This is a genomic window from Type-D symbiont of Plautia stali, from assembly GCF_001485335.1.
Lineage (GTDB): Bacteria > Pseudomonadota > Gammaproteobacteria > Enterobacterales > Enterobacteriaceae > Pantoea > Pantoea vagans_C.
The window spans coordinates 27,488-45,555 of the sequence record NZ_BBOC01000027.1 but is presented as its reverse complement, the minus strand read 5'-3'; the positions used below and the strand labels follow the sequence as shown (position 1 = coordinate 45,555).

Sequence of the window (18,068 nt, the reverse complement as noted above, 5' to 3'; positions counted from 1 at the left end):
AACGGCAAAAACCGTTAAAAAGCGAAGCTGGCAGGCCAAATGGTGCTTGCCAGCTTTTTTTTGTGCCGCTACTTTAGGTGGCTGCTGGATCAACGATTAAGATGAATACCGTTGTCTCAGCACCACAGGCTTGATATAACTGGCTGCGCGTTCGCACCGGGCGGGAAGCGCGGGTGCGATGTGAATAATAAAAGAGGGGATGAATAGAGTGAATAAGTCACAGTTGATCGACAAAATTGCTGCAGACGCTGACATTTCTAAAGCAGCAGCGGGACGTGTGTTAGATGCATTCATGGGCTCAGTTTCTGACGCGCTGAAAGGCGGGGATGAAGTAGCACTGGTTGGTTTCGGTACTTTCTCTGTACGTGAGCGTGCTGCTCGTACAGGCCGTAACCCACAAACGGGTAAAGAGATCACCATCCCGGCTGGTAAAGTTCCGGGCTTCCGTGCAGGTAAAGCACTGAAAGACTCAGTCAATTAATGACCGCTGACACATCCATTGAAGCATTTTCTTCTATGGATTGAGGACGAAAAAGCCGTTCTCATGTAACATACGGGCACATCATTTTTGATGTGCCTTTTTTATTCTTGATGCGCGACGATAGCCTGAGGCTGTTGTCTCCGCATGGTTGCCAACTGCCAGCCTGAACAGCAGTTGCACGATGATGACATCGTGTTAAAGCTTTACATTCACACTACAGCGGAGTGTTGTCATACCATGATGGACAATTTACGCGCGGCGTCGAATCATGTCGTGCTCAAGATTATTCTGGGATTGATCATCCTGTCTTTCGTACTGACCGGGGTGGGCAACTACCTGATCGGCGGTGGCAGCGACTATGCCGCCAAAGTTAACGGTCATGAGATTAGCCGTGCCGAACTGGAACAGGCTTATAACAGCGAGCGTAACCGTCAGCAGCAGCAGCTGGGCGATCAATTCTCGCAGCTGGCCAGCAATGAAGGTTATATGCAGCAGATGCGCCAGCAGGCGTTATCTCAGCTTATTGATCAGGCGCTGCTCGATCAATACATCAAAGATCTGAAAATTGGCATTAGCGATGATCAAATCAAACAGGCGATCTTCAATCAGAAAGCCTTCCAGACCAATGGTAAGTTTGACAACGCCAAATACAACGCCCTGATCAACCAGATGGGCTTCAATGCCGATCAGTATGCTGAAGCGCTGCGCAAGCAGTTGGCGACCCAGCAGTTGATCAATGCCGTGGCCAATACCGATTTCATGCTGAAAGGCGAAACCAGCAAATTAGTTGATCTGGTGTCTCAGCAGCGTGATGTGCGCCAGGCGGTGATTGATGTTAACGCGTTGGCGGCGAAGCAGACGGTCAGCGATGACGAAATCAATCAATACTATCAGCAGCATCAGAACAGCTTTATGGCGCCTGAACAGTTCCGCGTCAGCTACATCAAAATGGATGCAGCCAGCATGCAGGAACCGGTCAGCGATGCTGAGATCCAGAGCTGGTTTGATCAGCATAAAGCCGATTACTCCCAGCCGCAGCGCAACCGCTATAGCGTAATTCAGACCAAAACTGAAGCTGATGCTAACGCGGTATTGGAAGCGCTGAAAAAGGGTGAAGACTTCGCGACCCTGGCGAAAAGCAAATCGATTGACCCGATCTCAGCGCGTAAAGGCGGTGATATGGGTTGGCTGGAACCGAGCACGACGCCAGATGAGCTGAAAAATGCCAATCTGACGCAGAAGGGCCAACTGTCCGGCGTGATCAAATCCTCGGTCGGTTTCCTGGTGGTGCGTCTGGATGATATCCAGCCAGAACAAGTTAAACCGCTGGCGGAAATCCATGATGCTGTCGCTGATAAAGTGAAGCAGGAAAAAGCGGTTGATGCATTCTACAAGATGCAGCAAAAAGTCAGTGAAGCGGCCAGCAACGATAACGAATCCTTGGCGGGTGCAGCACAGGCTTCCGGTCTGAAAGTGGTGGAGACCGGCTGGATCACCAAAGACAACGTACCGGCTGAACTCGATTTTGATCCGGTTAAGCAGGCGATTTTCAATGGTGGTCTGGTAGGACAAAACGGTGCGCCGGGTAACAACTCTGACATCATCAGCGTTGATGGCGATCGCGCCTTCGTGTTGCGCATTAGCGAGCACAAACCTGAAGCGGTGAAACCACTGGATCAGGTGAAAGCGCAGATTACCGACTCGCTGAAGCATGACAAAGCCACCCAGCAGGCAAAAGCACAGGCCGACAAACTGTTGGTTGATCTGAAAGCCGGTAAAGAAGATGCGCTGAAAGCGGCAGGTTTGACCCTGAGCGCCAGCAAAACCTTTGACCGTAATGCCCAGGATCCTGTTGCACAGTCAGCCTTTGATTTGCCACAACCCGCAGACAACAAACCGTCCTGGGGCGTGAGCGAAGATATGCAAGGCAACGTGGTGCTGGTTGCGCTGGATAAAGTCAGCCCGGGTAACATGCTGCAGCCACAGATCGATCAGATGGTGCAGGGCGTGACGCAGAATAACGCACAGATTGCGTTCGAAGCGTTGCTGGAAAACCTGCGCAAAGACGCCAAGATTAAGTACGGCGCCGCTGCACAAAACCAGTAAGCCTCACAAAAAAAGTGAATCTACTGCAATAACACAAAGGCCGCTTCTGCGGCCTTTTCCATTTCTGATATTGCCCTTTTGAGCGTAAATGCTCGCTGTGACACTCTGCTGTGGCTGTCAAACATAAGGAGAAACACAGCATGGTAAAATCAACTTTTCGCGCTTTATGTGTCACGCTGGCACTCGGTGGCGCGCTCTATACCGGCGGATTAGCGGCGGCGGAAAGCCCCAGTGAGACGCAAGCGACCCAGGTCTCCACGCCGCAAGAAGGGCAGATCAGCATCAATCAAGCCACAGCTGAACAGCTTGCTGCTGGCATGAATGGCATCGGCCTGAAGAAGGCACAGGCCATCGTCGATTACCGTGAGCAGTACGGTCCCTTTACCTCCATTGAGCAACTCAAAGAGATACCCGGCATTGGCAACGCGTTGGTCGAGCGTAATGTCAGTCGGTTGAAATTGTGAGGCGGCTCTCGACTCTGAAGGATTGATAAGACCCTGCTTCAGGCTGTGCTATGCTCAACAGGTCATACCAGTTGTCATTCTCAGCCTGAACAGGAGCAATAATGCAAACCACAATTAAAGTGCGCGGCTATCATCTCGACGTATACCAGCATGTGAACAACGCGCGTTATCTGGAGTTTCTTGAAGAGGCGCGTTGGCAGTGGCTGGAAGATGTTGATGCTTTTCACTGGCTGATGGAGCAGAAACTGGCGTTTGTGGTGGTAAATATCAACATCAACTATCGTCGCCCAGCGGTTTTGGGCGATGTACTCAATATTGAAAGTGAAGTGTCACAACTGAACGGGAAAAGCGGCATCATTTCTCAGCGTGTGCTGCTAGCCAGCGATAACTCGGTGGTGGCTGACGCGGCGCTGACCTTTGTCTGCATCGATTTACGCACGCAGAAAGCGGTGCCGATGGGAGGCGAGTTGCGTGATCGGCTGGCGGCGCTGATGCTGGTCAGTTAAGTGGCTGGTAGTAACGCCGTCTGGGTGCGAGTTGTCAAAAAGGGCACACTGTCTGGAGCCTTGGCGCCCCACCATCCTTAGGGTGCGCATTGATGCGCACCAGGATAATTCGGGCACCGATCTCTTAACGTAATCCGCTCTTCTGCTTCATCGCCGCCATCACTGCGGAAGCATTCGCCTGATAATCGGCTAAACCACGGGCGCGTAAATGACAGGCGGCGCATTCGCCACAGCCATCGCCCTTTACCCCATTGTAGCAGGTCAGGGTTTCTGCGCGCACCAACGGCAGCTGCTGCCAGTAATCAGCTAACGCCCAGGTCTCCGCCTTGTTCAACCACATCAGCGGGGTTTCAAAGCGAATATTACGCGCCATACCGAGGCTCACCGCATTGTTCAGCGCTTTGACAAATTCATCACGGCAATCAGGATAGCCAGAAAAATCCGTTTCACACACGCCGGTGATGACGGCTTCCGCTTCGACCTGATAGGCATAAATCGACGCCAGGGTCAGGAACAGAATATTGCGGCCCGGCACGAAGGTACTCGGCAAACCGCTGGCGTTAGGATCGTAAGTGGGCACCGGGATGTTATCACGCGTCAGGCTGCTCACCGCCAGCTCGTTGAGTAAGGTAACATCCAGAACTTTGTGCGCGCGGGCGCCTAGCTTGTGCGCGAGTTCTGCCGCGACTTCAATCTCTTCGCGATGGCGTTGGCCATAATCGAAGGTGACACAGTGCACTTCATCGTACTGTTGCAGTGCCTGAATCAAACAGGTGGTGGAGTCTTGTCCGCCACTGAATACGACTACGGCTCGTTTCATTTTATTTTCCCCAAAAATCAGTGCGTCTATGGTACTGGCTCAGGCGCAGGCTGAACAGTACTGGCTGTCGCGGGAGGTGGAATCCAGGCGCGGGTGAAATCAAACCAGCCCAGCGTATTGAGTTGAATACCCTCTACGCCTGGCGGTGCAAATACCTGATAGCGGTAGTTAAACAGCGGCAGAAGATGTCCACCTCGCATTAGCTGTTGAAAAAGTTGATGGGTCAGCGCTGCGCGTGCTTCTGGACTCGGCTCATGGGCGATAGCGCTGAGGGGGGCCTGCAATACCGTTGCGCGCAGCGGAAGCCAGACCGGATCGTTCTCTAACCAGTTCACTAAAGTGAACAGCGGCGCATCGCCGATCAAACGGTCCCCCATCACCACATCCGCTTCGCTGAGATCAATATCGTCATGCCAGCTTTTAACATCATGAAAAACGCAGGTCAGAGTGCATCCCTGTTGCGCCAAGAGCGGGACCAGCGCTTGCGCCATCACATGTAACTCAATGGGGAGATGGTAATGCAGCGTCAGTTTTTCCGGTAGTGCGACGTGGCTCGCCTCTTCTAATGGCACGGGCCAGCCAGGCAATAACTCGTGGCTGGGGGTGATCAACCCTTCATCCAGAGGAAGTTGTTGAATCACACCGCTGATCTGGATTAAGGCAATCAGCGCTTTGGCCTGGGCAGCACTTAAGTGAGCGGAGATGCGTGGTGCCAGATAACAGAAGCCAAGGCTAATGCTGCGATCGACCGGACGCAGTGCATCCAGTTCGTCGGGATCGCCAATCGCAATCTGCACCGGATGACGGCAGCTGGTACCCAGGCCGTGCGCAAACAGCTGCGGGGTGATCCAGTATTCCACCACCTGAATTAGAGGGCGCTGCAGATGCCAGCGCGCGTGGCTCTCCAGCCGCACCAGATCGTCAGTGAAATGCGTCAGTTTCCAGGGGCCGCTCCCCACATCCACTGCGTCGGGATGTGGGAGCAGGCAGAATTGATGTGCTAACCGTTGTGGTAGCCAGTAGTCGCTCTGGTGCAACTGAATACGCAGTGCTAATGGATGCGGTGCCTCGATATGCTCGATGGAGGCCAGCAAGCGGCGACCCACCTCCGTTTGCCTGATCTGCTGCAATTGTGTGGCGAGTTGAGCTGCATGGATCGGTTCATCGTTATGCCAGCTGAGTTGTGGACGCAGCCAGAAATACCAATCGCGCCCGCTGTCGTCGTGCTGCCAGTGATGAGCGAGATCGCCTTCAACATCGTTACCTGCAAAACGGGTAAGCCCTGAAAAAATTTGCCGCAGAAGATGTTGCTCGGCCCGCCCAGTCAGGCTGAGTGGGCGCAGTGGCTCCATGGCACGATAGTAGGGAATACGCAGCACCGGCGCCTGGTTTTGCCATTGTCCGCCCATCAGAGGACGCAGCATTTTGACCAGCCGTTCAGGGTGAAGATCCAGTACCTGCAGGGCCTGTACCGCTTCCCCTGCTTCGAGCTGCTGGGCTAACAGTTGCTGACGCAGCTGTTCTGGCGAGACCAGAAATGACAGCTTGCCCTGTTTGCCGCGTCCCGCCTCGCCCTGCCAGCGTAACCAGCCCGCATCTTGCCACTGGCGCAGCAGGGTGCGCACATGGCGCTCGCTGCAAAAGCAGTGTTGTGCCATCGCAGTCACACTGAGCCGCTGTGGTTCGCCTTGGCTCAATTGCCACAGACGCTGGAATTGATTAACCCGATGAAGTTCGCGCATCAGTAAACCCGGAACAGTTTTCTAAAAGTATTCACTATTAGTTCCGTAATTACCAGGCGATAGTGGAACCCTTATTCAGACTGGAGAATCCGCATGGCCCGCCTCGCAGCATTTGATATGGATGGCACGTTGTTGCTGCCAACGCACCGGTTAGGTAAAGAAACGATCGACACCCTGCATACCCTGCATCAGCGTGATGTCACCATTGCTTTTGCTACTGGCCGTCATTTGATGGATGTGCAGGTTGTGCGTGAACAAATCACCTTGCCCGCCTGGCTAATCAGCGGCAACGGTACACGTATTCACGATCTGGATGGGCAACAATTATTTGGCTGCGATCTGCCGCCATCGTTGGCAGAAGAGGTGATTCACACCCACTGGCAAACGCCTGCCTCAATTCACATCTTTAACGATGAGGGCTGGTTTACCGATAAGCCGTTACCTTCTGTGAGAGCTGCGCACGTGATGAGTGGCTTCCACTATCAACTGCGTGATTTACGCCAGATGTCGGCGCATGAAGTCACCAAAGTTTGCTTTATCGCACCGCATGAGGAACTGCTGGCGCTAAAAGTGGAATTGCAGGATGCGCTGGGCGAGCGCGCGAATATCTGTTTCTCGGCGTGGGATTGCCTCGAAGTGCTGCCGCTGGATTGCCACAAAGGTGCCGCGCTGGCTCACTTGTGCCAGCATTTATCGCTGTCGATGGCGGATTGCATGGCGTTTGGTGATGCCATGAACGATCGTGAAATGCTGGAACGAGTAGGTAAAGGATTCATTATGGGCAATGCCATGAATCAGCTCAAAACATCATTGCCTCATTTACCGATTATTGGACATTGCGAGACACAGGCGGTGTCTCACTACTTAAATCACTGGATGACCACACCACACCTCGATTATTCCCCCGAATGCTGAGGCTTACAGTGAACCGGACAGGACGTCCGGTTTTTTATTATCCGAATTAGTTAGGGTATAACTCACGCTGCCATGGCTGAATATCCCCGATATTCTGCGCCACCCACTCCGGATTGTAATAGGTATCCGGATAGCGCTCGCCGCTGTCACACAGCAGCGTAACCAGTGAACCCTGTTGGCCCTTATCCCGCATACGTTGCGCGACCTGCAGCATGCCCCAGAAATTAGTGCCCGTGGAAGCCCCTGGGCGACGCCCCAGAATTTTCTCCAGTTGCAGCATTGCCGCCACCGTTGCGCCATCGGGCACTTTTATCATCTCGTCGATCACATCGGGCAAAAATGACGGTTCCACACGCGGGCGGCCGATGCCCTCAATCAGGCTGCCGCGGTCACTGCGTAAAGCGCTGTCACGACTGTGCCAGTAGTCAAAAAATACCGAGTGTTCAGGATCAACCATCAGCAGACGCGTGTCGTGGCCCTGATAACGGATGTAGCGACCCAGCGTTGCGGAGGTGCCGCCAGTGCCCGCGCTCATGATCACCGTATGCGGAACGGGGTGGGGCTCATGCGCCATCTGGCGAAAGATACTTTCTGCGATGTTGTTGTTACCGCGCCAGTCTGTAGCGCGTTCAGCATAGGTGAACTGATCCATAAAGTGGCCGTTCAGCTCTCGCGCCAGACGTTCTGACTCGCTATATAACTGGCAAGGATCGGCCACGAAATGGCATTCACCGCCGTAAAAGCGGATCAGCTCAATTTTGCGCTTAGCGGTACTGGCGGGCATCACGGCGATAAACGGCAAGCCCAGCAGGCGGGCGAAATAAGCTTCTGACACCGCAGTACTGCCGGATGAAGCCTCAATGATCGGGGTATTTTCCTTGATCCAGCCGTTAGCCAGACCATACAAAAACAGTGAACGCGCCAGGCGATGTTTCAGGCTGCCACTCGGATGAGTACTTTCATCTTTAAGATAGAAGCGAATGCCGGGATACGCTTCCAGCGTAAAGCGAATGAGATGAGTATCCGCAGAGCGTTGAAAATCGGCATTAATTTCATTGATGGAGTGGCGAACCCAAGGCGTTTGCATGTGACATTATCCAGAATAATTATTGTGCACAGTGTAAGGCACAGGCAGGAAAATTAGGTTGCTTTAATCGGGTTATAATGGCTCGATAAGAGAAAAATTTTCTCCCGGAGCGCCGAATGCTAGATAAAACTGACCGTACACTGCTGGCGATGTTGCAACAGGATTGTACGTTATCGCTGCAGTCGCTGGCAGATGCCGTGAATCTCACCACTACGCCGTGCTGGAAACGCCTGAAAAAGCTGGAAGATGATGGCATTATTCGTGCGCGCGTGGCATTGCTCGACGGCGAAAAAATTGGGCTGTCACTCACCGCGTTTATGTTTGTGAAGACGCAGCAGCACAGCAGCGAATGGTTTCATCAGTTTGTCGCCGTGGTTCAGCAAATGCCAGAGGTCATGGCGTTTTACCGTATGGCGGGAGAATACGATTACCTGTTGCGCATCCAGGTGGCTGATATGAAAAGCTATGATGCGTTTTATAAACGTCTGGTGAATGGCGTGCCTGGCCTGATTGATGTGACCTCAAGCTTCGCCATGGAAGAGATAAAATATACCACCGCCTTGCCGGTAGCGCCCTGATCGGGCAGAGAAAGAGAGTTTCTTGTGCGATTATTTAGCCAGTTAAGTTGGTATTTTCTACGTGAGTGGCGGCGATATCTGGGTGCCGTTAGCTTGCTGATTGTCATTGCATTGCTGCAACTCTTACCACCGCATGTGGTTGGGGTGATTGTTGACGGCGTGACGCAACATACCTTAAGCAGCGGCAAAATTTTCATGTGGATCGGTGTGATGCTGGTCACTGCGGTTATTGTCTATCTGCTGCGCTATGTCTGGCGCGTGCTGCTGTTCGGCGCTTCTTATCAACTGGCAGTAGAACTGCGCGAAGACTTCTATCGCCAGTTAAGTCGCCAGCATCCAGCCTTCTATTTGCGCCACCGGACCGGCGATCTGATTGCTCGTGCCACCAACGATGTTGACCGTGTGGTATTCGCGGCAGGCGAGGGCGTGTTGACGCTAGTGGATTCGCTGGTAATGGGGTTGGTGGTGCTGGCGGTGATGAGCACCCAGATCAGCTGGGAGCTGACACTGCTGGCGCTGATCCCAATGCCGATTATGGCGATAGCGATCCAGAAAGATGGATCGCGCCTGCATCAGCGTTTTAAAGTCGCGCAGGCAGCCTTCTCCAGCCTCAACGATCAAACTCAGGAAAGCCTCACCAGCATTCGCATGATCAAAGCCTTTGGTCTGGAAGATCATCAGTCGCAGCAGTTTGCTGATATTGCCAGCGACACCGGCAAGAAAAATCTGCATGTGGCGCGTGTTGATGCGCGCTTTGATCCGATCATCTATATCGCGGTGGGCTTCTCTAATCTGCTGGCTATCGCGGGCGGTGGATGGATGGTGTGGCATGGCAGCCTGACGCTGGGCCAGCTCACCAGTTTTGTGATGTATCTGGGGCTGATGATTTGGCCGATGCTGGCGCTGGCGTGGATGATCAATATTGTCGAGCGCGGGAGCGCCGCGTGGAGTCGTATCCGCGCACTGCTGGCGGAAGCCCCAGCGGTGGAAGACGGGCAAAAAGTCTTGCCCGCTGAACCGGGTGTGATGCAGGTCGCCATTCGTGAGTTTCGCTATCCCGCCAGTTCTGGCGCGGTGCTGAGCCACCTCAATTTCCAACTGAAGCCGGGACAAATGTTAGGGCTGTGTGGCCCAACCGGCTGCGGTAAAAGTACGCTGCTGAGCCTGATTCAGCGCCACTTTGATATCGACCAGGGCGATATTCGCTATCACAACCTGCCACTGAACCAGCTACGGCTCGACAGCTGGCGTAGCAAATTAGCGGTAGTGAGCCAGACACCGTTTCTGTTCTCCGATTCGGTGGCGAACAATTTGGCACTGGGCCGACCTAATGCCACCCAGCAAGAGATCGAGTACGTGGCGCAGATGGCCTGTGTGCATGATGACATTCTGCGCCTGCCGCAAGGTTACGACACCGAAGTCGGTGAGCGCGGAGTGATGCTCTCCGGCGGCCAAAAACAGCGTATTGCGATTGCGCGCGCGCTGCTGCTGAATGCCGAGATCCTGATTCTGGACGATGCACTCTCTGCCGTTGATGGCCGCACCGAGCATGAAATCTTGCATAACCTGCGGCAGTGGGGCAAAGGCCGCACGTTGATTATCAGTGCGCACCGTTTGTCGGCACTGACCGAAGCCAGTGAGATTCTGGTGCTGCAGCAGGGCGCTGTTGCACAGCGTGGCGATCACGACAGCCTGGTGAGCAAAGAGGGCTGGTATCGCGATATGTACCGCTATCAGCAACTGGAAGCGGCACTGGATGAGGACGATGTGACGGAGGGATCAAATCATGGCTAAATCACCTCGTTTGTGGCCAACGCTCAAACGCCTGTTGGCTTACGGCAAACCCTGGCGAAAATCCCTGTGGTTAGCGGTCGGCATGCTGTGGATTGCCGCTGCCGCCGAAGTCACCGGCCCGGTATTGGTGAGTTATTTCATTGATAATCTGGTGGCGAAACATCAGATGCCGTGGGCCATCGCCATTGGCTTGTTGGTGTGCTTTGTGTTGCTGCAACTGCTGGCGGCGGGCTTACACTATTTTCAGGCGCTGCTGTTTAACCGTGCCGCGATTGGCGTGGTGCAACAACTGCGCGTCGATGTGATGAACGCCGCACTGCGTCAGCCCTTAAGCGCCTTTGATACCCAACCAGTGGGGCAAATCATTTCCCGCGTCACCAACGATACCGAAGTGATCAAAGATCTCTACGTCACGGTGGTGGCAACTGTTTTACGCAGTGCCGCGTTAATTGGTGCAATGCTGGTGGCGATGTTCTCACTCGACTGGCGCATGGCGTTGGTAGCGATCGTGATCTTCCCGCTGGTGTTAACGGTGATGCTGATCTACCAGCGCTACAGTACGCCGATCGCGCGCCGGGTGCGCAGTTATCTCGCCGACATCAACAACGGCTTCAATGAAGTGATCAACGGCATGAGTGTGATCCAGCAGTTCCGCCAGCAGGCGCGCTTCGGCGAGCGCATGGGGGAGGCGAGCCGCTCGCACTATCTGGCGCGCATGGAAACGCTGCGTCTGGATGGCTTCCTGCTGCGTCCGCTGCTGAGCCTGTTTTCAGCGATGATCCTGTGTGGGTTGCTGATGCTGTTTAGCTTTGCCACGCCGGGCGTGTTTGAAGTTGGGGTGCTTTACGCCTTTATTACTTATCTTGGCCGCCTGAATGAACCTCTGATCGAGCTGACGACGCAGCAGTCGATGCTGCAGCAGGCGGTGGTGTCCGGTGAACGTATTTTTGAGCTGATGGATGCCGCACAACAAGGTTACGGTGCCGATAACCAGCCGCTGGCCTCAGGCCGTATCAAGCTGCACGATGTCAGCTTTGCCTATCGTGATGACCGCGACGTGCTAAGCCATATTAATCTGGACGTACCGGCGCGGGGCTTTATCGCCCTGGTCGGGCATACCGGTAGCGGTAAGAGTACCCTGGCGAATCTGTTAATGGGCTACTATCCGGTAACGCGCGGCAGTATTGAGCTGGATGGCCGCCCATTACCGCAACTCTCCCATGAGGCACTGCGGCAAAGTATCGCTATGGTGCAACAGGATCCGGTGGTTCTGGCTGATACGCTGTTGGCGAATGTACGTTTGGGACGCGATATTCCTGAAGAGCAGGTGTGGCAGGCGCTGGAAACCGTGCAGCTTGCCCCTTTAGCACGTGCAATGTCAGAGGGCATTCACACGCGCTTAGGGGAGCAGGGCAATAATTTGTCGGTGGGACAGAAACAGTTGCTGGCGCTGGCGCGCGTGCTGGTGTCGTTGCCACAGATTTTGATTCTGGATGAAGCCACCGCCAACATTGATTCCGGTACCGAGCAGGCGATTCAGCATGCTTTGCGTGCACTGCGTCAGCACAGCACGCTGGTGGTGATTGCGCACCGTCTCTCCACCATTACCGAAGCTGATCAAATCCTGGTGCTGCATCGCGGCCAGGTTGCCGAGCGCGGTACGCATGCGCAATTGCTGGCACAACAAGGTCGTTATTGGCAGATGTATCAATTGCAACAAGCGGGTGATGAACTCGCGGCGAGCATCCCCGTACAAGCTGAAGGGTGATTTGCACCTTTTTTGCGCAGATTTATCAGATTGTTCTGTATTGATGCACTCCTTTGAGGCTGAAAGCACCAAAGGAGTGCAATATTGCAACACCTTTCTTTACCCCATCCTCCAGATTGAGCTACCCATCACATAACGAAGCGCTATCCAGCGCCTCTATGCCACTGACTTCCGCACTTTTTTCATTTATGGCACAGCGTTTGCTTATATCTCTGCGTGTCCGCGAGACTCACTCAATTTATTATCCGGAGGGGAACGTATGAAGCTGGTTACCGTGGTAATCAAACCATTTAAGCTGGAGGACGTGCGTGAAGCCTTATCCTCCATTGGCATTCAGGGATTGACTGTTACCGAAGTGAAGGGTTTTGGTCGCCAGAAAGGTCACGCAGAGCTTTACCGCGGTGCCGAGTACAGCGTGAACTTCCTGCCAAAAGTAAAAATTGATATCGCGATTGCGGACGATCAACTCGATGAAGTGGTGGATGTCATCAGCAAAGCCGCTTACACCGGCAAAATTGGCGACGGCAAAATCTTCGTCGCAGAACTGCAGCGCGTTATTCGTATTCGCACCGGCGAGACCGACGAAGCAGCACTGTAACTGGGGCTCTGAATTGTGATGGGATGGAAAGAAATGAATAAACTGATGACTAAGTTAGGCCTCACCAGCCTGGCACTGTTACCGTCTCTGGCCATGGCGGCAGCACCTGCCGTTGCGGACAAAGCGGATAACGCCTTTATGATGATCTGTACCGCACTGGTGCTGTTCATGTCGATTCCGGGCATTGCCCTGTTCTACGGCGGTTTAATTCGCGGTAAGAACGTACTTTCAATGCTGACTCAGGTCGCAGTGACTTTCTCACTGGTGTGCGTACTCTGGGTAATTTACGGTTATTCGCTGGCCTTCAGCGAAGGCAACGCCTTCTTCGGTAACTTCCAGTGGGCGATGTTGAAAAATATCGAGCTGAAAGCGGTGATGGGTAGCTTCTATCAGTATATCCACGTTGCGTTCCAGGCTTCATTCGCCTGTATTACCGTGGGCCTGATTGTGGGTGCACTGGCAGAACGTATTCGCTTCTCTGCGGTACTGATTTTCGTGGTGGTATGGCTGACGCTCTCTTATCTGCCAATCGCACACATGGTCTGGGCAGGCGGTCTGCTGGCTCAAGATGGTGCGCTGGACTTCGCAGGCGGTACCGTTGTACACATCAACGCCGCGGTAGCCGGTCTGGTGGGTGCTTACCTGGTGGGCAAACGTGCTGGCTTTGGTAAAGAAGCCTTCAAACCACACAACCTGCCAATGGTCTTCACCGGTACAGCGATTCTGTATGTTGGCTGGTTTGGTTTCAACGCCGGTTCAGCCTCTTCAGCGAACGAAATTGCTGCACTGGCCTTCCTGAATACCGTTGTAGCGACTGCAGGTGCGGTGCTGTCATGGGTGTTCGGTGAGTGGGCAATGCGTGGCAAGCCTTCTCTGCTGGGTGCGTGTTCTGGTTTCATCGCGGGTCTGGTTGCTATCACCCCAGCTTGTGGTTATGTCGGTGTTGGCGGCGCGCTGATTATCGGTCTGGCCGGTGGCCTGGCAGGTATCTGGGGCGTAACTACCCTGAAAAAATGGCTGCGTGTGGATGACCCATGCGATGTGTTCGGTGTACACGGTGTGTGCGGTATCCTGGGTTGTATCCTGACCGGTGTGTTCGCCTCCTCTTCACTGGGTGGTGTGGGCTACGCTGAAGGCGTGACCATGGGCCATCAGGTTTGGGTACAGCTGTTCAGCTGCGGCGTGACCATCGTCTGGTCTGGTGTGGTTGCCTTCATCGGCTTCAAACTGGCAGATATGATTGTTGGCCTGCGTGTTCCAGAAGATCAGGAACGTGAAGGTCTGGATGTGAACAGCCACGGCGAAAACGCTTACAACCAGTAAGTGCCGGGCTGCTGAAGAGCAGTGCGCTAAAACAATAAAAAGCATAAGGGGCGATAATATCGCCCCTTTTTTATGCCTCACGTTGGCGCATCACGCCCTCTTGCACCGTGGTAGCAACGAGGGTGCCATCCTGCGTATAGAACTCCCCTCGCACAAAACCGCGCGCACCGGATGCGGAGGTGCTCACCACGCTGTACAGCAGCCATTCTGAGAGGTCGAAGGGGCGATGGAACCACATAGAGTGGTCTATGGTCGCCACTTGCATATCCGGTTCCAGGAAGCCTTTGCCATGCGGTTGCAGCGCCACCGGCAGGAAGTTGAGATCGGAAGCATAACCCAGCACATATTGGTGAATGCGTTGATCACTCGGCATCTGACCATTGGCACGAACCCACACCTGACGCAGCGGCTCATCGACCCGGCCTTTTAACGGATTGTGAATTTGCACCGGACGAATATCCAGTGGGCGCTCAGCAAGAAACTTCTCTTTGAGTTTAAGCGGCAAATGTGCGGCAAGTTTTTGCGCCAGATCTTGCTCAGAAGGTAAGTTATCCGGTCCGGGCACTTGCGGCATGGTGTTTTGATGCTCAAATCCCTGCTCTGGTGCCTGGAATGAGGCGGTCATGTAGAAAATCGGGTGGCCATTCTGCACCGCGCTGACACGGCGCGCACTGAAGCTTTTGCCGTCACGCAGGGTTTCAACGTCATAGATGATGGCTTTCTGGCTGTCACCGGGGCGCAGGAAGTAGCTGTGGAACGAGTGGATGATGCGTTCTTCTGGCACGGTTTGTTTTGCCGCATACAGCGCCTGTCCGACGACCTGACCGCCAAACACCTGGCGTAGACCGAGGTCTTCACTTTGGCCGCGGAACAGACCCTCTTCGAGTTTTTCCAGATTTAGTAAGTTAAGCAGGTTGTGCAGTGCCTGGCTCATAGTCGATTCCTCAATATTCCCGATCGCGCCAGTTTGAAAGATCCGACCAGTTTCCGTCAATGATTTTGCCGTGATTTCAGCGGGCTGGCGGTGCATTTAGGCGCAATGCGGATTTTTGTGCCAGAATTAAGGTCAATCGGCGGTTGAAAAGCTACCCAACAAATTTAGCGCCGACAATCATAGTGTTCACAAGGAGACGACATCGATGAAACTCTGGCATGTTATTAGCGGCATTACCCTGGCTGCAGCAATCACGGGCTGTGCCGATCACAGTAAGCCAGTAGCGACCCCAACACTGGGCTCCGCCGTTGCGGGACAGCAGGCCGCCATTGCGCAGCCTAACGTTAGTGGTTCGGTGTATATTCGCCAACGTATTGCGCTGCCGCCGGATGCGGTGCTGACGGTGACGCTGTCTGATGCATCACTGGCTGACGCGCCATCGAAAGTGTTGGCACAGCATGTGGTGCGTACTGAGGGGAAACAGGCGCCGTTCCAGTTCGTGCTGCCATTTAATCCGGCAGATATTCAGCCGAACGCACGCATTCTGCTGAGTGCGGCCATCGCCATTGACGGCAAGCTGGCATTTATCACGGACACCGTGAAGCCGGTGATTAATCAGGGCGGGACTAAAGCAGAGCTGTTGCTGGTGCCAGTGACCAATATGGCGATGCAGACGCAGCCTGGCGCGGCAACCACAGTGCCATCCACGTCGCCGACGCAGGTGGTGCCTTCAGCATCGGTGCCTGCGCCAACCAGTATGTAAAAACTGATGGGGACGTGAGAGTGTGCGGACAGGCAACACTGTTACGTAAAGACGCTGTCTCGTCCCTGATCGCTCGGCACACGCCATTCATGGCGTGTGACGCTTTACTCCACAGTGTTGCCTGCCCGCACTTCGAAAATTGCGCGCGCGGTCGAATCAATTTCGCAACGCCTGCGGACATGAGTGTCGCATATTGCACCGCTACGCTTAATACTTCCAACGATACTTACCCAGCTCGATTTCACCCGCATCGCTGACTTCAATGCCTTCGGCTTCTAATGCATCACGTTGACGGAACAAATCATCGCCCTGCAGGGAAATACGGCCGTAGCGATTAATCACCCGGAACCAGGGCAATTTGCTGCCCTTGGGCAAACGGCGGAGCACGCCTCCGACTTGTCGTGCGGCACGCGGGGAACCTGCCAATAGCGCGATATCCCCATAAGTCGCAACTTTGCCTTCAGGAATTGCGGCGATGATTTGCCAGACGCGTTCAGAAAAATTGCTTGTATCGCTCATGCGCATACCTGTTAAGCGAGGAAAGGCTGACTTTATCACGCACAAGGAGAGGGAAGCTGGAGTATTACTGCGCGGTTGTTCAAGAAAACAACGGTCACCCGGCCTGCGCTTGCAATTGCCGGGGGCTTACTTGATAATGCCTGCGCTCTCGAAATGAGGGCTCGTCAATGGGGGCCCTGTTGGTTCTCCCGCAACGCTAACTTGTGAACTCGGTCAGGTCCGGAAGGAAGCAGCCGCAGCAGGCGACGCGTGTGCCGGGATGTAGCTGGCAGGGCCTCCACCATTTCTACTCCCCAAAAAAATCCCAACAATTACAGCGCACAGCATCACGCTGGCACTCCTTTGCCTGGGGAGCTCTTCCTGAATAAAACGAAAGCGTAATGTAACGAGTGGCAGTAAAGCGTTAGCGGACGAACTTCCAGACAGAGACCGGCACTTTATCGTAAAGCTTATTCATGGTCAGCTCGGCTAAACGATGATCGGCTGCTGAATAAAATACCGCGAGTTCATTGTCAGATAATTCGTACTTGTTTTTTTCGATCACCCGTTCGAGGGTGTCGATTGAGCGACAACGGCGAAGTCGCATCAAATAATCTGTTTTGGTTAAGGCTTGGTTGCTCATAAATAAACCGGTCTCACTCTGATGCTAAAAGGAATGGCTGGGTTGTTGGAGAAAAGCGCACTCTTCGGCAAACAGATTAAATAAGCGTCTTGCTGAACGTTGCCACCGTTGAAGATCCTGAGTATTGATTCCATAACTACTAAACAGCATAAAGGTATCGTCAAGATATTCATCGATTTGCGTAATCAGCGCTTCATCTTCAACGTGCTTAATTTTGTAATTCATCGTGAAAGACGCGATATGCTCAATCAAATCGTTGAGCTGTAAATTGCTCTCCGAAGTAGGATCATTAACCCAGCCGTGGTGGCTGTCGGTTAGGGTCGCCATACTTTCGTCAAACAGGTTCTCACACAGGAATTTAAGCTGGGCAATATCATGCCGTTTTGGTGAGTATTCGTCCATCTTTTTCCCCTCCAGAGCTTGCACAGTTACCGCAGCGCGGCGAGATTTGGAAAAGCTATCAGGAAGCGATCACGAATAAAATGAATTCAGCGACTCCTTAAATATAATCCACATTCATTAGTTTTGCTCACCTCAATTACCAAATATTACAATTCGTCGGCAGGCGAGGGGCGCGTATTGTCAATCACTGAAAACACCAGCGCGCCGGGCGCTATGTGGAACAAAACTTCTTCACGTTGGGTTGAAGTTTCTTTTAAATCCAGGCAAGGATTAAATAAATCCCACGAAAAATCGTAAAGCATTTTAAATCGATTCTGGTCATGCGGTTGAATAGAAATAATCTTAAAACTGCCAGGAACTAATTGCGCATTTTGAGAATACCACTGTAAATCACCTGCCAGTGCTTCGGCTATTTTGAGAATATTCCCCTGGATAATAGCCTGTAACTTCTCGCAATCGTCCTCATCCACAGCAATATTACAATGAATAATAGACTGCATTCTGCATCCAGTAAAAAAGAAACATGATTCTATCATTGGGGTTCCGCGCCAACTTTGCAATACATCAATAAACAGAATACGCAATCGTTGCGATGGGTTTTTTCACTTAATCAATTCAGGGCCACGGATTAGCGCAGACAAGCAGG

Annotated in this window: 19 protein-coding genes and 1 other RNA gene; 12 read left to right on the top strand and 8 right to left on the bottom strand. The window is 53.3% G+C overall.

Features of this window, described 5'->3' with window-relative positions; translation table 11 throughout:
• The first annotated feature begins 208 nt into the window (after positions 1–208).
• The 4 genes from hupB (at position 209) to PSSD_RS10785 (ending at position 3,557) form a co-directional block, all read left to right on the top strand.
• Positions 209–481 (top strand): nucleoid-associated protein HU-beta, encoded by a 273-nt coding sequence (hupB, locus tag PSSD_RS10800; protein WP_034828113.1) that lies wholly within the window; start codon positions 209–211, stop codon positions 479–481.
• Positions 482–718: 237 nt separating this feature from the next.
• Positions 719–2,587 carry a peptidylprolyl isomerase gene (ppiD, locus tag PSSD_RS10795; RefSeq protein WP_058972253.1) on the top strand — a complete coding sequence of 623 codons (1,869 nt, stop codon included), beginning with the start codon at positions 719–721 and terminating at the stop codon, positions 2,585–2,587.
• A 140-nt stretch (positions 2,588–2,727) separates the two neighbouring features.
• The gene (locus PSSD_RS10790; protein WP_058972250.1) at positions 2,728–3,051 is read left to right on the top strand and encodes a ComEA family DNA-binding protein; all 324 of its coding nucleotides are present in this window, start codon (positions 2,728–2,730) and stop codon (positions 3,049–3,051) included.
• Positions 3,052–3,152: 101 nt separating this feature from the next.
• Entirely contained in the window at positions 3,153–3,557 is a 405-nt protein-coding gene (locus PSSD_RS10785; RefSeq protein WP_058972249.1) for a YbgC/FadM family acyl-CoA thioesterase, read from the top strand.
• Positions 3,558–3,681: 124 nt separating this feature from the next.
• On the opposite strand, the gene queC is transcribed toward PSSD_RS10785, so the two are convergent.
• A complete protein-coding gene (gene queC / locus PSSD_RS10780; RefSeq protein WP_039330068.1) occupies positions 3,682–4,377 on the bottom strand; it encodes a 7-cyano-7-deazaguanine synthase QueC in 696 nt (231 codons plus the stop codon).
• Between the two features lie 26 nt (positions 4,378–4,403).
• Positions 4,404–6,119 (bottom strand): SgrR family transcriptional regulator, encoded by a 1,716-nt coding sequence (locus PSSD_RS10775; protein ID WP_058972248.1) that lies wholly within the window; start codon positions 6,117–6,119, stop codon positions 4,404–4,406.
• A gap of 93 nt (positions 6,120–6,212) precedes the next feature.
• Here PSSD_RS10775 and cof point away from each other — a divergent pair, with 93 nt between their 5' ends.
• Positions 6,213–7,034, top strand: a complete 822-nt coding sequence (cof, locus tag PSSD_RS10770; RefSeq protein ID WP_039330071.1) for an HMP-PP phosphatase — start codon at positions 6,213–6,215, stop codon at positions 7,032–7,034.
• Between the two features lie 46 nt (positions 7,035–7,080).
• Here the strand turns inward: cof and PSSD_RS10765 are convergent, their stop codons facing one another.
• Positions 7,081–8,121 carry a PLP-dependent cysteine synthase family protein gene (locus PSSD_RS10765; RefSeq protein ID WP_058972247.1) on the bottom strand — a complete coding sequence of 347 codons (1,041 nt, stop codon included), beginning with the start codon at positions 8,119–8,121 and terminating at the stop codon, positions 7,081–7,083.
• Between the two features lie 116 nt (positions 8,122–8,237).
• On the opposite strand from PSSD_RS10765, the gene PSSD_RS10760 reads away from it, so the two are divergent.
• The 5 genes from PSSD_RS10760 (at position 8,238) to amtB (ending at position 14,182) form a co-directional block, all read left to right on the top strand.
• On the top strand, positions 8,238–8,699 hold the full coding sequence (locus PSSD_RS10760) for an Lrp/AsnC family transcriptional regulator (protein WP_039330073.1): 462 nt from the start codon (positions 8,238–8,240) through the stop codon (positions 8,697–8,699).
• A gap of 24 nt (positions 8,700–8,723) precedes the next feature.
• Complete coding sequence (locus PSSD_RS10755) at positions 8,724–10,493, top strand: SmdA family multidrug ABC transporter permease/ATP-binding protein (protein WP_058972246.1); 1,770 nt, start codon at positions 8,724–8,726, stop codon at positions 10,491–10,493.
• Positions 10,486–12,261 carry a SmdB family multidrug efflux ABC transporter permease/ATP-binding protein gene (locus tag PSSD_RS10750; protein ID WP_039330076.1) on the top strand — a complete coding sequence of 592 codons (1,776 nt, stop codon included), beginning with the start codon at positions 10,486–10,488 and terminating at the stop codon, positions 12,259–12,261. Before PSSD_RS10755 ends, PSSD_RS10750 begins: the two co-directional genes overlap by 8 nt.
• A 259-nt stretch (positions 12,262–12,520) precedes the next feature.
• Positions 12,521–12,859: a P-II family nitrogen regulator gene (gene glnK, locus PSSD_RS10745; protein WP_007886947.1), complete on the top strand. Its 339-nt coding sequence runs from the start codon at positions 12,521–12,523 to the stop codon at positions 12,857–12,859.
• A gap of 33 nt (positions 12,860–12,892) precedes the next feature.
• Complete coding sequence (gene amtB, locus PSSD_RS10740; RefSeq protein WP_039330081.1) at positions 12,893–14,182, top strand: ammonium transporter AmtB; 1,290 nt, start codon at positions 12,893–12,895, stop codon at positions 14,180–14,182.
• Positions 14,183–14,252: 70 nt separating this feature from the next.
• Here the strand turns inward: amtB and tesB are convergent, their stop codons facing one another.
• Complete coding sequence (gene tesB / locus PSSD_RS10735) at positions 14,253–15,116, bottom strand: acyl-CoA thioesterase II (protein WP_039330082.1); 864 nt, start codon at positions 15,114–15,116, stop codon at positions 14,253–14,255.
• A 205-nt stretch (positions 15,117–15,321) separates the two neighbouring features.
• On the opposite strand from tesB, the gene PSSD_RS10730 reads away from it, so the two are divergent.
• Positions 15,322–15,879: a YbaY family lipoprotein gene (locus PSSD_RS10730; protein ID WP_039330083.1), complete on the top strand. Its 558-nt coding sequence runs from the start codon at positions 15,322–15,324 to the stop codon at positions 15,877–15,879.
• A 207-nt stretch (positions 15,880–16,086) separates the two neighbouring features.
• Here PSSD_RS10730 and PSSD_RS10725 read toward each other — a convergent pair whose 3' ends face one another.
• Positions 16,087–16,398 carry an MGMT family protein gene (locus PSSD_RS10725; RefSeq protein WP_039330084.1) on the bottom strand — a complete coding sequence of 104 codons (312 nt, stop codon included), beginning with the start codon at positions 16,396–16,398 and terminating at the stop codon, positions 16,087–16,089.
• A gap of 177 nt (positions 16,399–16,575) precedes the next feature.
• On the opposite strand from PSSD_RS10725, the gene ffs reads away from it, so the two are divergent.
• An RNA gene (gene ffs, locus PSSD_RS26210) (signal recognition particle sRNA small type) lies at positions 16,576–16,672 on the top strand.
• Positions 16,673–16,801: 129 nt separating this feature from the next.
• Here ffs and hha read toward each other — a convergent pair.
• The 3 genes from hha to PSSD_RS10710 all read right to left on the bottom strand — a co-directional run bounded on the left by hha (position 16,802) and on the right by PSSD_RS10710 (position 17,922).
• Positions 16,802–17,020, bottom strand: coding sequence for a hemolysin expression-modulating protein Hha (gene hha, locus PSSD_RS10720; protein ID WP_034828137.1), 219 nt, complete (start codon positions 17,018–17,020; stop codon positions 16,802–16,804).
• A 24-nt stretch (positions 17,021–17,044) separates the two neighbouring features.
• Positions 17,045–17,422, bottom strand: coding sequence for an Hha toxicity modulator TomB (tomB, locus tag PSSD_RS10715; RefSeq protein WP_021185827.1), 378 nt, complete (start codon positions 17,420–17,422; stop codon positions 17,045–17,047).
• Positions 17,423–17,568: 146 nt separating this feature from the next.
• Positions 17,569–17,922 (bottom strand): hypothetical protein, encoded by a 354-nt coding sequence (locus PSSD_RS10710; RefSeq protein WP_039330085.1) that lies wholly within the window; start codon positions 17,920–17,922, stop codon positions 17,569–17,571.
• Positions 17,923–18,068: the final 146 nt, after the last annotated feature.

What these genes read in the sequence shown, in the direction of transcription:
- amtB (WP_039330081.1), top strand. Translation starts at nt 12,893, where the DNA reads ATGAATAAACTGATGACTAAGTTAGGCCTCACCAGCCTGGCACTGTTA.
- tomB (WP_021185827.1), bottom strand. Translation starts at nt 17,422, where the DNA reads ATGGACGAATACTCACCAAAACGGCATGATATTGCCCAGCTTAAATTC.
- PSSD_RS10710 (WP_039330085.1), bottom strand. Translation starts at nt 17,922, where the DNA reads ATGCAGTCTATTATTCATTGTAATATTGCTGTGGATGAGGACGATTGC.
- ppiD (WP_058972253.1), top strand. Translation starts at nt 719, where the DNA reads ATGATGGACAATTTACGCGCGGCGTCGAATCATGTCGTGCTCAAGATT.
- cof (WP_039330071.1), top strand. Translation starts at nt 6,213, where the DNA reads ATGGCCCGCCTCGCAGCATTTGATATGGATGGCACGTTGTTGCTGCCA.
- glnK (WP_007886947.1), top strand. Translation starts at nt 12,521, where the DNA reads ATGAAGCTGGTTACCGTGGTAATCAAACCATTTAAGCTGGAGGACGTG.
- queC (WP_039330068.1), bottom strand. Translation starts at nt 4,377, where the DNA reads ATGAAACGAGCCGTAGTCGTATTCAGTGGCGGACAAGACTCCACCACC.
- PSSD_RS10750 (WP_039330076.1), top strand. Translation starts at nt 10,486, where the DNA reads ATGGCTAAATCACCTCGTTTGTGGCCAACGCTCAAACGCCTGTTGGCT.
- tesB (WP_039330082.1), bottom strand. Translation starts at nt 15,116, where the DNA reads ATGAGCCAGGCACTGCACAACCTGCTTAACTTACTAAATCTGGAAAAA.
- PSSD_RS10785 (WP_058972249.1), top strand. Translation starts at nt 3,153, where the DNA reads ATGCAAACCACAATTAAAGTGCGCGGCTATCATCTCGACGTATACCAG.
- PSSD_RS10765 (WP_058972247.1), bottom strand. Translation starts at nt 8,121, where the DNA reads ATGCAAACGCCTTGGGTTCGCCACTCCATCAATGAAATTAATGCCGAT.
- PSSD_RS10760 (WP_039330073.1), top strand. Translation starts at nt 8,238, where the DNA reads ATGCTAGATAAAACTGACCGTACACTGCTGGCGATGTTGCAACAGGAT.
- PSSD_RS10775 (WP_058972248.1), bottom strand. Translation starts at nt 6,119, where the DNA reads ATGCGCGAACTTCATCGGGTTAATCAATTCCAGCGTCTGTGGCAATTG.
- hha (WP_034828137.1), bottom strand. Translation starts at nt 17,020, where the DNA reads ATGAGCAACCAAGCCTTAACCAAAACAGATTATTTGATGCGACTTCGC.
- PSSD_RS10730 (WP_039330083.1), top strand. Translation starts at nt 15,322, where the DNA reads ATGAAACTCTGGCATGTTATTAGCGGCATTACCCTGGCTGCAGCAATC.
- PSSD_RS10725 (WP_039330084.1), bottom strand. Translation starts at nt 16,398, where the DNA reads ATGAGCGATACAAGCAATTTTTCTGAACGCGTCTGGCAAATCATCGCC.
- PSSD_RS10790 (WP_058972250.1), top strand. Translation starts at nt 2,728, where the DNA reads ATGGTAAAATCAACTTTTCGCGCTTTATGTGTCACGCTGGCACTCGGT.